We start from the raw sequence: 17,054 nt of genomic DNA on the forward strand, positions 1-17,054 counted from the left end.
GCCATGGACTTCACCTCGGACGCCTTAGCCGATGGCCGGGCGCTGCGGACGCTGAACGTGGTCGACACCTTCACCCGCGAGTGCCTGGCCATCGAGGTGGACACGAGCCTGCCGGGTCTTCGGGTGGGGCGGGTGCTGGACAGGGTCATCCACGATCGGGGCAGGCCAGAGGTCATCGTCACGGACAACGGCCCGGAGTTCACCAGTCGGGTGTTCGACCAGTGGTGCTACCAGCGAAGAATCCGGCACCACTTCATCCAACCTGGGAAGCCCATGCAGAACGGCACCTGCGAGAGCTTCAACGGGCGCTTCCGGGATGAGTGCCTCAACGAACACTGGTTCCGGAGCATCCAGGAAGCCAGAAGGGTCGCCGAAGCCTGGCGGCATGATTACAATCACCGCAGACCCCACAGCGCCCTTGGCGATCAAACCCCCGCCGAAACTGCGCGCCGTTGGGATTCGCTCCGGTCGGCTACGCCTCCCTCCGCGAATCCCAACGAAACAACCCTTAACCCAGGACTCTCACCATCCTTGGTATAGAAGTGGGGAGGACGTCACTCTCTGCGGATGTGTGTGACACCTAACGAATGGAGCTAACCGGCCACGCCCGCACCGAGGAGATGAACGAAGCCGTGAAAGCGGGAAGCTGAGAGAGAGCGAAAGACAATGCAGGCGGGGTCCGAGTTGAGCTGAAGGTTAGGCGGACGTTGCATGATTAGTTGTGAATAACTGCGGAGCCCTTCGAACCGAATTCCTTCCAACCTTCAGTGGTTATCCCGACCGAAGGAGGAGGCGGTGGTGGTGCTGTTGGGGTCACAGTCCAAACTGCGCTAAGGCTGTTCGATGAATTTCCAGCGAGATCCGTTATGTGGAACCGCCAGTTGTAAGACCCTGCGGTAGTGGTTGGGTAAGTTCCGTAACCGCCTGCAAGACCAGCTGCGACCCCTGAAGCGCCGGTTAACGGCGTTGTCAGTGTCTTGATGACATTGCCGGATGCATCAAGCCCTTCCCAAACCATATTGTTAACGTCTTTGCCAGAATCAATGAAATCAAAGGTCCAGGTAACCGTGACCGCTCCGCCACCGTCGCCAACTTTGGCGGAAGACGCAGAAGTGTATGTGAAATTCGAAATTCCGGGCACATGAGGCGGAGGCGGAGGCGGTGCTGAGCTACCACCACCTCCGCCACAGCCAACGGCAATAAAGAGTAAAGGGATGAACCAGAATGGACGCAATGGAAGCCTCCTTGGTGATGATGGGCCTTGTTGATGCTGGTGACGCCTAACGAATGGAGCTAACCGGCCACGCCTGCACCGAGGCGCTGAGCGGAGCCGAGGTAGCGAAATGTTGAGAGAGAGCGGAAGGCAATGCAGGCGGGGTCCGAGTTGAGCTGAAGGTTAGGCCGAGACGCCAGTTCTGACGGGACATGAACCGAGGCGCTGGGAAAACCGAGCGGAGATTGGAAAGAGCAGCGAGAGGCTTGCCACTATGAACGCATGCCCGCTACGAGAACCCAAGCAGAACGGCCGAACAGGCGAATTGTCGACCCGAACGGATTGCAGGCGACCCCGTATTTCGAGGCCTAACGCCCCGAGCTAACCCGGCGCGGGCTACCGCGTCCGGCGAGTGAAACGAGCGAAGGTTGAGCGAGATGGTTGGGCGCGATCTTAAAGGAGGAACGATTGAAAGAGCTAACCAAAAAGCGCTGCTGGTTGCTGGTGCAGGTCCCCATCCTTGTGCCTGTGACGATTGTAGTGGCTGCCATCCATGGAGCATGGACCGCCATGCGAGACGATCTAGACCAAGTTTGCACCAACGCCAGAAACATTTGGGCTGGCAGGTAGCGCCCAACTTTGAATTAGACGAACTTTTTGGTGGACAAATAGGTGATCCGGTCTGAACCGGAGCCCTTGTCATCTACGCAAGTCGATTTGGCCGGTTCGCGGCCTAGGCATTCTTTGGCTTTGAAAACGCGAGCCCAGCATACCTGCGTCCCGGGTCATCTACGCCCGGAAATCCCTGAACGGTGAGATTCAGCCCCTGAACGGTGCGGGGGGATCGGTCCGCCAAATGCCGCCCATCAGCGTGGTCCGCACGGGGACGCCGGGGGTCTTCACGCCGCGGTGGGCCATGCAGGTGTGGACGGCCACCAGGTCGACGCCCCAGGCGGCGGGGCGGAGGTGGGTCTGGAGGGCGTCGGCGATCTGCTGGGCCATGCGCTCCTGCACCTGCAGGCGCCAGGCGTAGGCCTGCACCACGCGCACGAGCTTGCTGAGGCCCACGGTGCCGCCTTCCCCGGGCAGGTAGCCGATGGTGGCGTGGCCTTCGAAGGGGGCCAGGTGGTGCTCGCAGGTGCTCACGAAGGGGATGCGCTCCAGGATGACCGGCACGGGCGAGAGGTCGCCGGGCAGGGGCTTCAGCTCGGCGCCCAGGTCCACCCCATAGCCCGCCAGCCGCTCGGCCCAGAACTCCGCCACCCGCGAGGGTGTGTCCTCCAGCTCCGGCGCATCCGGATCCTGCCCCAGGCCCCGCAGCAGGGCGCGGACGGCGGCCTCGGAGGCGGCGCGGTCGAAGGACGGGACGGGGGAATCGGCCATGGTCCGGTCAGTCTACGCCCGGGCGGCCCGGGAAGGTTTGGCATCGGCCTGAAATGCGGCCTGTGGGATCATGGGGGATTCGGGAGTTGGCGATGAGCGAGAAGGTCAGTTACGCGTCCAGCGGCGTGGACATCAACCGCCAGGACGAGGCCCTGAAGCGCATCAAGCCCCTGGTGAAGGCCACCAAGACCCCCGGCGTCCGCAGCGACATCGGCCTGTTCGGCGGCCTGTACGACGCCCGGTTCCCCGAGGCCAAGCCCATCCTCGTCAGCAGCATGGACGGCGTGGGCACCAAGATGAAGGTGGCCCGGCGGGCCGGCATCTGGGACACGGTGGGCCAGGACCTGGTGAACCACTGCATCAACGACATCCTGGTGCAGGGCGCGCGGCCCCTCTTCTTCCTGGACTACATCGCCGCCCAGCAGCTGGAGCCCGAAGTCATCGAGCAGATCGTGAAGGGCATGGCCACGGCCTGCCAGGCGGCGGCCGCGGCCCTCATCGGCGGCGAGCTGGCGGAGATGCCCGGCGTCTACGCCGAGGGCGAAGTCGACGTGGCCGGCACCATCGTGGGCGTGGTCGATGAAGCCGACCTGCTGCCGCGCCTGGACGCCATGGCCGAGGGCGACGTGCTCATCGGCCTGCCCAGCTCGGGCCTGCACACCAACGGCTACTCCCTGGCCCGCAAGGTCTGCTTCGAGCTGGAGAAGCTCGATGTGAAGGACACCCTGCCCGGTACGGACCGGACGGTGGCCGACGCCCTGCTGGCCATCCACCGCAGCTACCTGGCGCCCGTCATGCCCCTGGTGAAGGCGCACAAGCTGGTGGCCATGGCCCACATCACCGGCGGCGGCCTGACCGACAACATTCCCCGCGTGCTGCCCAAGACGCTGGATGCCGAGATCGACACCGCCAGCTGGCAGATCCCGGCCCTCTTCCAATTCCTCATGGCCAAGGGCGGCCTGGGGATCGACGACGCCCGCCAGGCCCTGAACCTGGGCGTGGGCATGGTGCTGGTGGTGAAGCCCGAGTTGGCCGAAGCCGTGCTCACGCAGCTCCACGAAGCCGAAGAGCCCGCCTGGGTGCTGGGGCGGCTGGTGAAGGGCGCGGGAGCCGTTCGCTACCGCTGATCTGCTATCGTCCCCGGATATGAACGGGGACATCCTCATCGTGGAAGACGAGGCGGCCATCGCCGATGTCATCGCCTATGCCCTGAGGACCGAAGGCTTCACCCCGCACCTCTGCCCCCTGGGGGAGGAGGCCCTGGCCCGCCTCCGCACCGGGGTCTTCAGCCTGGTGATCCTGGATGTGGGGCTCCAGGATCTGTCGGGCTTTGAGGTCTGCCGCCAGCTGCGGACCTTCTCGGACGTGCCCGTGATTTTCCTCACGGCCCGCAGCGACGAGGTGGACCGGGTCCTGGGCCTGGAGATCGGCGGGGACGACTACGTGGCGAAGCCCTTCAGCCCGAGGGAGCTGGTGGCCCGGGTGCGGGTCATCCTGCGGAGGCTGTCGCCCCGCCCGGCCGAGACGCCCGCCGCCGCCTTCGAGCAGGACGCGGGGGCGCGCCGGATCCGCTACCGGGGGCAGGCACTGGACCTCACGCGGTACGAATACCTGCTGCTGGGCACCCTGCTGTCCCAGCCCGAGCGCATCTTCACCCGCTCCCAGCTCATGGAGGAGGTCTGGAGCGGCGCCGAGGAAAGCGCGGACCGCACCGTGGACACCCACGTGAAGACCCTCCGGGCCAAGCTCCGGGCCATCGATCCCGAGGCCGACCCCATCCAGACCCACCGGGGCGTGGGCTACAGCCTGTCCGTGCGGACCCTATGCGTCTAGGCGTCCGGGTCCTCCTGGCCTTCTTCCTCATCGTGGCGCTGGCGGCCTACCTGCTGCTGAGCACCTTCCTCCAGGAGGTGAAGCCCGGGGTGAAGCAGGGCATGGAGGTGGCGCTCGTGGACACGGCCAACCTCCTGGCGGAGCTGGCGGCCCCCGAGCTGCGCGCGGGCACGCTGGCGGAGGGCCGCTTCGCCGAGGCGGTGGGGGCCTACCGGGAACGGAATCCCCAGGCGCGGATCTTCGGCGTGGCCAAGCGCCGCTCCGAGTTCCGGGTCTACGTGACGGACGAGCGGGGGCGGGTGGTCTTCGATTCCGACGGCACCCCGCCGGGCACGGACTACTCGCGCTGGAACGACGTGCAGCGCACCCTGCAGGGCGCCTACGGGGCCCGCACCACCCGGACGGATCCCGCGGACGAGACCACCTCGACCATGCACGTGGCGGCGCCGGTCCTGTGGGAGGGCCGGCTCATCGGTACGCTCACGGTGGCCGCGCCCAGCGCCAGCGTGATCCCCTACGCCCAGGCCAGCCGCCGGAAGGTCATGCGGGCGGGGCTCATCCTCCTGGGCGCCTGCCTCCTGGTGGGGGCGGGCATCTCCTGGAGCCTCACCCGCGCCATCGGGCGCCTGCGGGTCTATGCGCGGGAGGTGGCCGAAGGTCGGCGGGCCACCATGCCCCCGGTGGGCGGCGGCGAGCTGGCGGACCTGGGCGCGGCCCTGGAGACCATGCGCTCGAAGCTGGAGGACCGGGCCTACGTGGAGCGCTACCTCGCCACGCTGACCCACGAGATGAAGAGCCCGCTGGCGGCCATCCGGGGCGCCGCCGAGCTGCTGGACGAGGACATGCCGGAAGCGGACCGCCGTCGCTTCGCGGCCCACATCCGGGAACAGGAGGCGCGGCTGCGGCAGCTGCTGGACCGCATGCTGGACCAGGCCGCCATCGAGCAGCGTCAGACCCTGCAGGACCCGCAGCTCCTGGACCTGGGGAGCCTGGCGCGGCGGGTGGCCGAATCGAAGGCGGTGGGCCTGGCGCGGCGGGGCCTCGAGCTGCGCATCGACCTGCCGGAGGTTCGCCTGCGCGGCGAGGCCTTCCTCCTGGAGCAGGCGGTCTCGAACCTCCTGGACAACGCCATGGCCTTCTCCCCGGAGGGAGGCACCATCCGCTTGGAGGGCCGCATGGAAGATGGTCGCTGCCGCCTGTCGGTGCGGGACGAGGGCCCCGGTGTGCCGGCCTTCGCCCTGCCGCGGGTCTTCGAGCCCTTCTACTCCGTGGCGGCGCCCTCGGGCCGGAAGGGCACGGGCCTGGGCCTCAGCTTCGTGAAGGAGGTGGCCACCCTGCATGGCGGCGCGGCGGGCCTGGAAAACCATCCCGGCGGCGGCGCCGAGGCCTGGCTGTCGCTGCCGCTGGCCTGAGCCGCTTCACACAGGCTTCACCGGAGCCCATCTTCTGCTCACGGAAGGGCCGGATGCTCCTGGGACACCTCAGGAGTGACCCATGCGGAATCCGCTGTTGATGAAGAGCCTCACCGTGGCGGGGCTGGCCCTGCTGCTGCTCATCCCCCTGGCCCTGGTGCAGGGGCTGGTGGAGGGCCGGAACGCGCGCCAGATCCAGGCGGCGAACGACATCGCGCGGCTCAACGCCGGGCGCCAGCAGCTCACGGGGCCCCTGCTCGTGGCCCGGTACGAGGAGCAGGTCGTCACCGAAGCGAAGAACAAGACCACGGGCGAAACCGTGTCCCGGGTCTCCTGGGTCGGCAAGTACCAGGTGATCGTGCCCAAGAGCCTGGAAGTGACGGCCCAGGCCCGGGTGGACACCCGGAACCGCGGCCTGTTCAAGGCCCACGCCTACGATCTGGACACCCAGGCCAAGGGGCGCTTCTCCATCCCCCGGGGCCTGGGCCTGGGTCCCTCCCGCACCATCCGCCCTGGGCGGGCCACCCTCCTGCTGGGCCTGACGGACCTGCGCGGCCTCCGGGAACGCCCTGTCCTCCACTGGGCCGGCAGGGCGATGGATTGGCAGCCCGGGGGCCAGGAGGGCATCCTGGACGCCGCCGTGCATGTGGATCTGGGTGCCCTCTCCGACCTGGAAGGGAGGGACTGGGACTTCGAGATGCCCCTGGCCCTCCGGGGCTCCCAGGCCTTCTCGGTGGCCCCCGTGGCCGAGTTCACGCGGGTGACGCTGACTTCCCCCTGGCCGTCGCCCAGCTTCCAGGGCCGCTTCTCGGCGCGGCACAACCTGTCGCCCCAGGGGTTCACGGCCACCTGGGAGGTGTTCCACCTCGCCCGCAGCCTGGGCAAGATCCTCGAAGGCAAGGGGGACTCCGAGGAGTGCTTCGGCGTGGCCTTCCTGGAGCCCGTGAACGTCTACCTCCAGACCGAACGGGCCACGAAGTACGGATTCCTGTTCGTGGGCCTGGTGTTCGCGGCCTTCTTCTTCGTGGAGGTGCTTCGCCGGCTGCCCATCCACCCCCTGCAGTACCTGCTGGTGGGCCTGTCCCTGGCGATCTTCTTCCTCCTGCTCCTGAGCCTGTCCGAGCACATCCCCTTCGGCTGGGCCTACCTGGCCTCCTGCCTCGCCAGCCTGGGCCTGCTGGGGATCTACCTGGTGCATGTGCTGCGCAGCGCGCGGCAGGGCCTGGGCTTCACCGGGGGCCTGGCCCTCATCTTCGCCCTCCTCTACGGCCTGCTGCTGTATGAGGACAGCGCCCTCCTGATGGGTTCCGCCGTGCTGTTCCTGGGGCTGGCGGCGGTCATGATCGGCACCCGCAAAGTGGACTGGTATGCGCTGAGCCAATCTGGCGGTCCCGCCGCGATACCCGGGGATGGGAAGTAGAGAGGGGGTTATCCTCCTCCATGGATCGCCCTGCTTCCACGCGTTTTGGTGGCCTGGATCCCCTCCGCGGGATCCTGGCCCTGTGCGTGGCGGTGTACCACCTGGGCGTGTGGTTCAACCTCTCGGAGTCGGGTGGCGGCGCGAACATCGCCATGGCGCGCCTGGGCAACTACAGCGTGTCGGCCTTCTTCGTTCTGAGCGGCTTCGTGCTGTTCCGCACCACGCCCTGGAGCCGCGTTCGGAAAGAGGGGCCGGGCCACTTCTGGCTCCGCCGCTTCCTGCGGCTGGCGCCGGTGTTCTACCTCGTCTGCGCCCTGAACCTGGTCTTCCGCCTGGGCATGGGGCCGGGGCCCTCGCTCCGCTACATCCTGGAGAACCTGACCCTCACCTTCGGCGCCATCCACCCCAACCACGCCCTGGTGACCGGGGGCTGGTACGTGGGGCTGGTGGCCCTGCTCTACTTCGCCTACCCGCTGCTGGCCTGGCTGCGGGAGCAGGCCGGTCCCCGCGGCGGGCTGGTCTTCCTGGCCGCGCTCGCCGTGGGCCTGTGGGCCTGGAGCCTGCCCTCCACCCTGCACGGCGTGATGGAACAGCCCCTGTGGAACCGCTTCCACACCTACGTGCTGGCGCCCAACCAGGTGTTCCTCCTGGCCTGGGGTGCCCTGCTGGCGGGCCTTCACGGGGCCACGGAGCGGCGGCTGGAGCCCAAGCTGGCCCTGCTGCTGGCGCTGCCGCTGGTCTGGTTCCTGATCAAGCCCACGCCCCAGTTCTTCGACCACCTGGCGGCCCTCACGGGCTGGCACCGCTACGGCTACCTGCTGGCGGTGACGGGCCTGGTGGCCCTGGCGGCCTTCATGCGGGACGCGGAGCCCGGCTGGATCGGCCGGCGGCTCGCGCGCCTGGGCGCCTGGAGCTACGGCATCTACCTGCTGCACCCCTTCACCATGAAGCTGGTGGCGCCGCAGGCCTCGGGCTTCCTGGGCTTCAGCCTGGCCCTGGGCCTGGCCATCCTCGCCGCCTGGGCCGTGCATCGCTGGATCGAGGAGCCCATGGGGAAGCTGGGGCGGGGCTGAGAGCCTTCATTCCGCCCACAGCGCCTGCAGGGGCAGGGCCCACAGACCCGGGCCGAAGGGGAGGATCTCGCGGCCGGTGTACAGCACCACGCCGCAGGTGAAGCGCTCGCCGGTGAGCTCCTGGAACAGGCGGAGCCCCTTGAAATCCGAAGCTCCCACGGTGGCCGAGGCCTTCACCTCAATGCCCACTAGCCGGCGCCGCCGATCCTCGAGGACCACGTCGACCTCCTGTCCCGCGCTGGTGCGGACATGGAAGAGGGCGGGCCGGGTCTCGGACCAGGGGGCGCTCTTGACGAGTTCCATGACGGCGAAGGTCTCGACCATGGCCCCGAGGGTCGGGGCATCCTGCAGAGCCTCGAGGTCCACGCCCAGAAGGTGCCCCAGGAGGCCCGCGTCGTTGAGATACATCTTGGGGGTCTTGGCCAGCCGCTTGCCGAGGTTCTCGAACCAGGGGGGCAACTCCACGAGCAGGAAGAGGGTCTGGAACAGGGTGAGGTAGCGCCGGAGGGTGACTTGGCCGAGGCCCAAGGTGCGTCCGAGGTCCGCGACATTGAGTGGACTGCCGCTCCGGGCGGCCACGGTCTGGAGGAGGCGGGGCAGCTGAGCCAGGCCTTCGATGGCGGCGAGGTCCCGGACATCGCGCTGGATCAGGGTGTCCAGGTAGGCGTCGAACCAGCGGGCGCGGTCGCGGGAGGCCTTCCGGGCCACCGCCTCGGGGTAGCCCCCGGTCGCGATCCGACGGAACAACTCCCCCCGGGTGATCCCGGAAATCTGGAGCCGTTCCGGATGGCCGCTGAAGCACGCATCCACGAAGCCCGGAGGGTGGGCGTCCAGCTCTGCCTGGGCCAGGGGCCAGAGGGTGAGGACTTCCATGCGGCCCGCCAGGCTGTCCGCCACCTTCGGGAGGGCCAGGACATTGGCGGAGCCCGTGAGGATGAACCGCCCGGGGCGGCGGTCCCGGTCCACCGAGGCCTTGATGGGCAGGAGCAGGTCCGGCGCCCGTTGCACTTCGTCGAGGATGGTGCGGTCTCCCAGGGTGCCGATGAAGCCCTCTGGGTCTGCCTGGGCGGCGGCCAGGACCCCGAGGTCGTCGAGCGTCCGGTAACCCGACTCAGGGCCGAGGCACCGCACCAGGGTGCTTTTCCCGGTCTGACGGGCGCCCGCCAGGAAGACCACCGGGGTGTCCCCCAGGGCCCGATCCATCGCCGGGGCAAGGTTTCGCGGATACATAGTGAAAATCTAACATTTATTATTGGATTTTCAACCATCTATGCGTAAATTTTCTACGCACCGGTCCCGATCCGGGCGTAGAAGCTGGTGCGGCGGAGGTTCTCCTCGACCTTGAAGGCCTGCTGCATGGGCGGGAAGGCGCGCTGCTCGCAGTCCGTGCGCTCGCAGAGGCGGCAGGTGACGCCCACGGGGACCGGCGGCTGGTCCAGGCGCAGGCTGTCGGCGTAGATCAGCTCCTTGGCGTGGCCCATCTCGCAGCCCAGGCCCAGGGCCTGAATGGCATGCTGGCCCCGGTAGCCGCCGGTGTCCTTCTGGATGGTGCGGGCGATGCAGAAGTACTTGCGGCCGTCGGGCATCTCGCTGAGCTGGGTGCGGATGAGGCCCGGCGTGAGGAAGGCCGCGTGGGCGTTCCAGCGCGGGCAGGCGCCGGAGAAGCGGGCGAAGCGGATGCCCGAGGCGGAGAAGCTCTTGGAGATGTTCCCGGCGATGTCGATGCGCAGGAAGTGGAAGGGCACGCCTTCGGCGCCCGGCCGGCGCAGGGTGGTGAGCCGGTGGCAGACCTGCTCGAAGCTGGTCTGGAAGCGGCGGGCCAGGATCTCGATGTCGTAGCGCTCGGCCCGGGCCGCCCGCAGGAACCGCTCGTAGGGCATCAGCACGGCGCCGGCGAAGTAGTTGGCCAGGGCCACCCGGGCCAGGGCGCGGGAGGCGGGCGTACGCAGGAGAGGGTGGGAGGCCAGGTGGTCCAGGAGGTCGCCGTGATCCAGCAGGGCCAGCTGATGGGCCAGCTGGAAGGTGCGGCTGCGCTGGGGCAGCAGCTCGGAGAGGCTGAGGGTGCGGCGGTCGGGGTCGTAGCGGCGCAGCAGGCCGGGGCCCTCGGACACGCGATGGACGCGGATCTGCACACCCCGGGCGTCGAAAGCCGCGGCCAGGGCCGGGTAGGGCTGGTCCGCGTCCAGGCCGGCGCTGGTCCAGAGCTCCTCGGCCGCGGCCTCCAGCTCCGGGAAGTGGTTCATGGCCTGCTGGATGAAGTCGCCGACCTCCTCCGAGGGCAGGCGCGTGGCCTCGGGATCGAAGCCCTGCCCGTCGCTGAGCTTGCCGGCCAGGGTGTCCAGGCTGTCCTGGCTGTGCTGGTAGGCCCGGTACAACTCGAACACGCCCCGGGCCAGCTGGGGGTTGTTCTGCACCAGCTCCCGCACATCCTGGGCCTGGAGTCCCAGGGCCTCGAACAGGGGATCGCCGAAGGCCTCCATGAGGTCGTCGGACAGGCGCTGATCCTCCTCCGGGGCCAGGGCCTTGAGGTCGAGCTTGAACTGCTGGGCCAGCCGGATGAGCAGGGGCGCCGTGAGGGGCCGCTTGTTCCCCTCGATGAGGTTCAGGTAGCTGGGGCTGATACCCAGGGACTCGGCCAGCTGGACCTGGCTCAGCCCCTCCTGGCGGCGGAGGAGGCGGATCTTGGCCCCGAGGCGGGCGGCGGGCTTGCTGGGGGCGGCGGAGGGCATGGGGACCTCGTTTACATCAATTTACAAAATCAATGAAGAGAATTGACGAAAGTTTTCAGTTCAACCCCTATCAAATCAGCGGTTCATTGACTCACGAAAGAATAGGTCAATCTTTGACACAGCGCCACCCCCCAACCCATTTCCGAGGTGCCCCATGACCCCCCGCTTCCCCATCCCCTTCATCGAGGACGACTTCTCCGCCCTGCGCTGGGAGGGCATCAACCGGCCCTACGGCTCCGAGACCGTGAAGAAGCTCCGCGGCAGTGTCCGCATCGAGTACACCCTGGCCCAGCTGGGGGCCCGCAAGCTCTGGAAGCTGCTCCAGAACGACGAGCCCACCCGGGCCCTGGGCGCCCTCAGTGGCGGACAGGCGGTCCAGATGGCCAAGGCCGGCCTCAAGGCCATCTACTGCTCGGGCTGGCAGGTGGCGGCGGACGCCAACCTGTCGGGCCAGACCTACCCCGACCAGAGCCTCTACCCCGCCAACTCGGTGCCCGCCCTGGTGAAGCGCCTCAACGGGGCCCTCCAGCGGGCGGACCAGGTGGAGCACGGCGAGGGCGGCGTGAGCCGGGACTGGTTCCTGCCCATCGTGGCGGATGCCGAGGCGGGCTTCGGCGGCCCCCTCAACGCCTACGAGCTCATGAAGGGCATGATCGAGGCCGGCGCCTCCGGCGTCCACTTCGAGGACCAGCTCTCCAGCGAGAAGAAGTGCGGCCACCTGGGCGGCAAGGTCCTCATTCCCACGGGCCACTTCATCCGCACCCTGGTGGCGGCCCGCCTGGCGGCGGACGTCATGGACACGCCCACCCTCATCATCGCCCGCACGGACGCCGACTCGGCGCGCCTCATCACCTCCGACATCGACGAGCGCGACCGGCCCTTCCTCACGGGGGAGCGCACGCCCGAGGGCTTCCACCGCATCACCGGTGGCGTCCAGATGGCCATCGCCCGCGCCAAGGCCTACGCCCCCTACGCGGACCTCATCTGGTGCGAGACCTCCACGCCGGACCTGAAGGAGGCCCGCGAGTTCGCCGAGGGCGTCCACGCCCAGTTCCCCGGCAAGCTGCTGGCCTACAACTGCTCGCCCTCCTTCAACTGGAAGAAGAAGCTCTCGGATGACGAGATCGCCGCCTTCCAGAAGGAACTGAACGCCCTGGGCTACAAGTTCCAGTTCATCACCCTGGCGGGCTTCCACAGCCTGAACCACGGCATGTTCGAGCTGGCCAGCGCCTACCGCACGGAGCACATGACCGCCTACGCCCGGCTGCAGGAGGCCGAGTTCGCCGCCGAGGAGCGCGGCTACACGGCCACCAGGCACCAGCGCGAAGTGGGCACGGGCTACTTCGACGAGGTGGCCCAGGCCATCAGCGGCGGCCTGGCCTCCACCCTGGCCCTGGCGGGTTCCACCGAGGCCCAGCAGTTCCATTGACGGCGGGGCCGGGCGGTCAGGACTTGCCGGACAGGACCCGGAACACGTCCAGTACCAGGCTCTGGCCCGGCACGGTGTTGGGGTAGCGCACAGCCAGGGAGAGGCGCAGGCCCGACTCTCCCACCAGGTCGAAGCGGAAGGGCCGGTCCTGTTGGGCCCAGCGATCGGGGGCGACCGTCCAGCGGAGGGTCGCCCTCGGTTCGGCCGGGAGGATCTCCAGGTCCTGCCCCTCCGCGGTCTCCACGCGCCAGCGGCCCACGGGCAGGAGCAGCTCGACCCGCCAGCGGCCCTCCTGTTTCCGGGCCAGGGCGGTGAGGTGCCCCACGGGCCGGCCGGCCAGGGTGGTCTCCAGCCGCCTGGGGCCGCCGCAAGCCGTCAGGCCCGCCAGCAGGAGCAGGGCGGGGACCCGAGGCCAGTGGGTGTGCATGACGTCCCGATCGGGAGGATGAGCTATTTGGTGGCCGGAGCGGCGGGCTTCTTGTCGGCCGGCGCCGGGCCGCCGGTCATGCCTTCCGGCGTGGCAGGGGCGGGGGCGGAAGCCTTGGGATGGCCCTCCGCGTACCGCTTCCCCGTGTGGTGGTAGGTGAGGTACTCCCCGAAGTAGACGGCCATGAGGTCGGAGCAGTCCTTGAAGTAGGCGAACCCGTGGTCCTTGCCGTCCTTCAGGTCCACGGCCACGCCGGGCAGGTCCTTCAGGGCCTGGGCGTTCTCGGCGGCGTCCTTGTCATCCGCGGAGGCCAGCACCAGCACGGAGGGGCGGCTGCGGAGCACGGCCCCCTTCAGCCGGTCCCGGGCGCTGTCGCCGAAGGCGGCGGTGCCGGCCGGGCTCAGGCTGAGGATGGCCACGGGCTTCACTTCCGGCGCGGCCAGGAGCACCGAGAAGGCGCCCACGCTGGAGCCCGCCAGGCCGAGGCGGCGGCCGTCCACGCCGGGCTGCTTGCGGAGCCAGACGGCGGCCTGGGCCAGATCCGCGGGGATGTGGTCGAAGCCAACCGCCTTGGCCGAGGTCATGAAGTCGGCGCTGACCCGGGTCTCGGTCCCGCCCTTCATGGCGCTCTCGCCGTGGCCGCGGAGGTCCAGGGCCAGCACGCCGATGCCCCGGGCCAGCAGCTTCTCGGTCAGGGGCGCCCAGCCGCTGCGGTCCGAGCCGAACTGGTGGGCCAGGATCACCACTGGGGCCTTGCCCTTCGTGCCGGGCAGGGTCAGCGTGCCCTTGAGGGCGAAGCCGTCGGCGCTGGTGAGGGCCATGTCGGTGGTGGCTGGCGCGGCGGCCAGCGCGGGGGCCAGGGGAGCGGCCGCGATCAGGGCCGCAAGAGGAGCCAGCAGACGGAGTGCGCGCATGGTGACCTCGCAGAAGTGCCCTACTGTAGCACCCGAGTTCCCAGGTCTCTGGGGTATAAAAGAAGGCTTCCGCTCTTTCGAGGTGCCCATGTCCGCCCAGACCCCCGACGCCATCCTGCAGGAAACCAAGCGCCGCATGCATGCCTCCGTGGAGGCGCTGAAGAAGGAGATGGCCACCATCCGCACGGGCCGGGCCAACGCCAGCCTGCTGGACAACGTGCACGTGGACTACTACGGTTCCGTGGTGCCGGTGAACCAGATGGCCACCGTCTCGGTGCCCGAGGCCGGCATGCTCGTGATCCAGCCCTTCGACAAGAGCGCCATCAAGGCCATCGAGACCGCCATCCTCAAGTCGGAGCTGGGCATCAACCCCGGCAACGACGGCAACGTGATCCGCCTGCCCATCCCCATGCTCACCGAGGAGCGCCGCCGGGAGCTGGTGAAGGTGCTGCACCGCCTGGGCGAGGAGATCAAGACCGGCGTGCGCAACATCCGCCGGGACGCCAACGAGGACGTGAAGAAGCTCGAGAAGCTCAAGGAGGGCCACATCTCCGAGGACGCCGCCAAGAAGGCCCTGGACGACATCCAGAAGCTCACTGACGCGCACACCAAGGAGATCGACGAGGCCCTGAAGCACAAGGAAGCGGAGATTTTGAAAGTCTGAGGTGGCGATCAGCCTCCCCACCCTCGCCCTCCTCATGCTCGCCGCCCTGCTGGCGGGGTTCATCGATGCGGTGGTGGGCGGGGGGGGCCTCATCACGGTGCCCGCGCTGATGCTCGGTCTGCCGGCGGGCACGCCGCTGCCCACGCTGCTGGGCACCAACAAGGTGGTGGCGGTCACGGGCACGACCATGGCGGCGGGGAAGTTCCTGCGGTCCGGGGCCCTGGCCTGGCGCGAGATGGTGGTGCCGGTGCTGGCCTCGGCTCTGGGGGCCTCGGGCGGCGTCTGGCTCACCTACCGGGTGCACGCCGACTTCCTGAAGCCGGTCATGCTCGGCCTGCTGGTGGCCATGCTGGCCTTCACCCTGCTGAAGCCGGACCTGGGCAGCCTGCACGCGCCCCGGTACGGCCTCCGCCACCAGCGGGGCCTGGCGGCGCTCATCGCCCTGGCCCTGGGGTTCTATGACGGGTTCTTCGGCCCCGGCACCGGCTCAGTGCTGATCTTCCTGTTCGTGGCGGTGCTGGGCTTCGACTTCCTGCGGTCCTCGGCCCTGGCCAAGAGCGTGAACTGGGCCTCGAACATCACCTCCATGGGGCTCTTCGTCTGGCAGGGCAGCTGGCTGCCCTCGGTGGCCCTCGGCATGGCCGCCGCGAACGGCGTGGGGGGCTACCTGGGCGCCCACGTGGCCCTCAACAAGGGCAGCGGCTGGGTGCGGGGCGTCTTCATCGCCGTGGTGGGGGCCCTGATTCTGCGCTTGGGCTGGCAGGTCCTCCGCGGCTAGGCTTTTCGGATGCCCTCCCGCCCCCGTCCCTTCGCCTGGGACGTCCTCATCCGGACCCTGCGCTTCTTCTACCTGCTCTGGGGCGGGATGCTGCTCTCCACGCTGGCTTTCTACGGCCGGCTGAAGCTCCCCCCGGCCTTCTGGCACTGGCCGGACCTCTGCCGGGCCCTCATGGGGCCCTGGGGGCGCGCCCTGGCCCTGGGGTTCGGGCTGGTGATGTGCCTGGCGGCCCTCCTGGAGGTATGGGAGCTGGTGGACCGGCTGCTGGTGCGCTTCATGGGCGAGTCGGAACACTGAGCCGGAAACGCCTCTTGGTGAATCCGGCCCTTTTGGCGATCCTGGAGTCTTGGGCTTGAACCCTTTCCGGGTTCGGGCCATTCAAGAAGCGTGTCTCGGAGGCGGGTCGATATGGCGCAGGTCGTTCGTGGAGTGATCGGGGCGGGACTGGTGCTGGGCGCGGCGGCCCTGCCGTTGGCGGCCCAGAGCATGGCCCTCCCGGCCGTCGATCCCGTGGGCATCGCCCGCAGCGGGGCCCAGGTGGCCTACGGCTACAGCCTGGAGGCGGCCACGGCCAATCCGGCGCTGCTGGCCTCGCTGAAGGAGAAGAGCGGCTTCTACCTGACTGCCGGGATGGAGCTGTCCTCCAGCCAGCAGAGCCTTGAGTCGAACCAGCGGACCTCGTTCAGCTTCGACCGCAACCGCTTCATCGGCGGGTTCGGCCTGGCCAGGCGCCTGTCGCCCACGCTCACCCTCGGGCTGAAGCTGGATGAGCCGTACCTGCGCCATGGGAGGCTCCTGGATGACGCCCCCAGCCGCTACTTCGGCGACGGCCTCGACCTGTCCGCCCGCCGCCTGGAAGGGCAGGCGGCCTGGGCCCTCAATCCGAACATGTCCATCGGCCTGGGCCTCGGCCTGGCCCGGCTCGGCTTCGAATCCAGCAGCGTCATGCGCTTCGGCGTGCCCCTCGATCCCACCCAGCCCGCCTCGGGGACCAACCCCGTGCAGGGTCTGGTGGAGCAGCGGGTTGCCCAGAGCGGGAACAAGCTCGTCCCGAGCTACTCGCTGGGCTTCCGCTGGGCCCTCAGCCCGCGGTGGACCCTGGGCGCCACGCACCAGTCCGGCCTGAAGGGCGACCTCGACCTGCACGCGGGGTTCCGCGATGCCAGCCTGGGTGTCTACAACAACGACGGGCTGAGCCAGCCGCTGGCCGGGACGGCGCCCCGCGCCGCGGCGCTGCTGGGCGCTTCGGTACCCGTGACAGGCGGGGCGGGAACGCTGGAGCTGCCCTCGCAGACGACGGTGGGCATCCGTCACCGAGCCCATCCCATGGTGACCTGGGAGGCCGACCTGCGCTGGACCTCCGCGGGCCTGCGAGTCCCGGCCCTCGCCCAGGTGGTGACGCCGTCGGGCACGGTGACGGCCCCGGCGGAGCTGCCCCGCGGCAAGAGCCACCTCGGCGTCAGCGCCTCGGTGGAGGTGGAGCTGGGCAAGTTCTGGACCCTGCGGAGCGGCCTTGCCCTCGACCAGCGCTCGGTGGAGGATCCCATGACCGAACCCCTGCTGGGCGGTTCGCGGACCGCGGCCTTCTCCATCGGCGCCGGGTACCGCACCTGGGGCGGCGAGCTGAACTTCGGCTACCAGTTCCGCCAGAGCGAGGACCAGGATACCCGCCGTCTCGACGGGGTCTGGAGTTCCTCCGGCTTCCGCGCCACGGGCACTCGCACGAGGGTGGAGGGGATGGGACATCTCCTGGCCCTCGGGTACAAGCTGACGTTCTAG

At 68.9% G+C, this 17,054-nt stretch carries 15 protein-coding genes and 1 pseudogene; 11 read left to right on the forward strand and 5 right to left on the reverse strand.

Annotation, left to right across the window (positions count from 1 at the left end; all coding sequences use genetic code 11):
* A pseudogene (locus QSJ30_RS00005) lies at positions 1 to 450 on the forward strand (IS3 family transposase); the annotation flags it as partial.
* A 1,582-nt stretch (positions 451 to 2,032) separates the two neighbouring features.
* Here QSJ30_RS00005 and folE read toward each other — a convergent pair.
* On the reverse strand, positions 2,033 to 2,596 hold the full coding sequence (folE, locus tag QSJ30_RS00010) for a GTP cyclohydrolase I (protein ID WP_285605724.1): 564 nt from the start codon (positions 2,594 to 2,596) through the stop codon (positions 2,033 to 2,035).
* Between the two features lie 92 nt (positions 2,597 to 2,688).
* Here folE and purM point away from each other — a divergent pair, with 92 nt between their 5' ends.
* The 5 genes from purM (at position 2,689) to QSJ30_RS00035 (ending at position 8,334) form a co-directional block, all read left to right on the forward strand.
* Complete coding sequence (gene purM / locus QSJ30_RS00015; RefSeq protein WP_285605726.1) at positions 2,689 to 3,723, forward strand: phosphoribosylformylglycinamidine cyclo-ligase; 1,035 nt, start codon at positions 2,689 to 2,691, stop codon at positions 3,721 to 3,723.
* Positions 3,724 to 3,742: 19 nt separating this feature from the next.
* A complete protein-coding gene (creB, locus tag QSJ30_RS00020) occupies positions 3,743 to 4,429 on the forward strand; it encodes a two-component system response regulator CreB (RefSeq protein WP_285605727.1) in 687 nt (228 codons plus the stop codon).
* Positions 4,420 to 5,841: a two-component system sensor histidine kinase CreC gene (gene creC, locus QSJ30_RS00025; RefSeq protein ID WP_285605728.1), complete on the forward strand. Its 1,422-nt coding sequence runs from the start codon at positions 4,420 to 4,422 to the stop codon at positions 5,839 to 5,841. The genes creB and creC overlap by 10 nt, the downstream gene beginning before the upstream one ends.
* Positions 5,842 to 5,923: 82 nt before the next feature.
* Positions 5,924 to 7,261, forward strand: a complete 1,338-nt coding sequence (gene creD / locus QSJ30_RS00030) for a cell envelope integrity protein CreD (RefSeq protein ID WP_285605729.1) — start codon at positions 5,924 to 5,926, stop codon at positions 7,259 to 7,261.
* A gap of 20 nt (positions 7,262 to 7,281) precedes the next feature.
* On the forward strand, positions 7,282 to 8,334 hold the full coding sequence (locus QSJ30_RS00035) for an acyltransferase family protein (RefSeq protein WP_285605731.1): 1,053 nt from the start codon (positions 7,282 to 7,284) through the stop codon (positions 8,332 to 8,334).
* A gap of 6 nt (positions 8,335 to 8,340) precedes the next feature.
* On the opposite strand, the gene QSJ30_RS00040 is transcribed toward QSJ30_RS00035, so the two are convergent.
* The gene (locus QSJ30_RS00040) at positions 8,341 to 9,537 is read right to left on the reverse strand and encodes an ATP-binding protein (RefSeq protein WP_285605732.1); all 1,197 of its coding nucleotides are present in this window, start codon (positions 9,535 to 9,537) and stop codon (positions 8,341 to 8,343) included.
* Between the two features lie 80 nt (positions 9,538 to 9,617).
* On the reverse strand, positions 9,618 to 11,063 hold the full coding sequence (locus tag QSJ30_RS00045) for a helix-turn-helix domain-containing protein (protein WP_285605734.1): 1,446 nt from the start codon (positions 11,061 to 11,063) through the stop codon (positions 9,618 to 9,620).
* Between the two features lie 154 nt (positions 11,064 to 11,217).
* Here QSJ30_RS00045 and aceA point away from each other — a divergent pair, with 154 nt between their 5' ends.
* Positions 11,218 to 12,492, forward strand: a complete 1,275-nt coding sequence (aceA, locus tag QSJ30_RS00050; RefSeq protein ID WP_285605736.1) for an isocitrate lyase — start codon at positions 11,218 to 11,220, stop codon at positions 12,490 to 12,492.
* 16 nt (positions 12,493 to 12,508) lie between these two features.
* Here aceA and QSJ30_RS00055 read toward each other — a convergent pair whose 3' ends face one another.
* Positions 12,509 to 12,919, reverse strand: coding sequence for a hypothetical protein (locus QSJ30_RS00055; protein ID WP_285605737.1), 411 nt, complete (start codon positions 12,917 to 12,919; stop codon positions 12,509 to 12,511).
* Between the two features lie 23 nt (positions 12,920 to 12,942).
* A complete protein-coding gene (locus tag QSJ30_RS00060) occupies positions 12,943 to 13,833 on the reverse strand; it encodes an alpha/beta hydrolase (protein ID WP_285605738.1) in 891 nt (296 codons plus the stop codon).
* Between the two features lie 88 nt (positions 13,834 to 13,921).
* Here QSJ30_RS00060 and frr point away from each other — a divergent pair, with 88 nt between their 5' ends.
* The 4 genes from frr (at position 13,922) to QSJ30_RS00080 (ending at position 17,054) form a co-directional block, all read left to right on the forward strand.
* The gene (gene frr / locus QSJ30_RS00065; RefSeq protein WP_285605739.1) at positions 13,922 to 14,497 is read left to right on the forward strand and encodes a ribosome recycling factor; all 576 of its coding nucleotides are present in this window, start codon (positions 13,922 to 13,924) and stop codon (positions 14,495 to 14,497) included.
* A 1-nt stretch (position 14,498) separates the two neighbouring features.
* On the forward strand, positions 14,499 to 15,275 hold the full coding sequence (locus QSJ30_RS00070) for a TSUP family transporter (protein ID WP_285605741.1): 777 nt from the start codon (positions 14,499 to 14,501) through the stop codon (positions 15,273 to 15,275).
* A 9-nt stretch (positions 15,276 to 15,284) separates the two neighbouring features.
* Positions 15,285 to 15,572, forward strand: coding sequence for a hypothetical protein (locus QSJ30_RS00075; RefSeq protein WP_243303365.1), 288 nt, complete (start codon positions 15,285 to 15,287; stop codon positions 15,570 to 15,572).
* 111 nt (positions 15,573 to 15,683) lie between these two features.
* Positions 15,684 to 17,054 (forward strand): OmpP1/FadL family transporter, encoded by a 1,371-nt coding sequence (locus QSJ30_RS00080; protein ID WP_285605743.1) that lies wholly within the window; start codon positions 15,684 to 15,686, stop codon positions 17,052 to 17,054.

The sequence above is a fragment of the Geothrix edaphica genome, from assembly GCF_030268045.1.
Taxonomy (GTDB): domain Bacteria; phylum Acidobacteriota; class Holophagae; order Holophagales; family Holophagaceae; genus Geothrix; species Geothrix edaphica.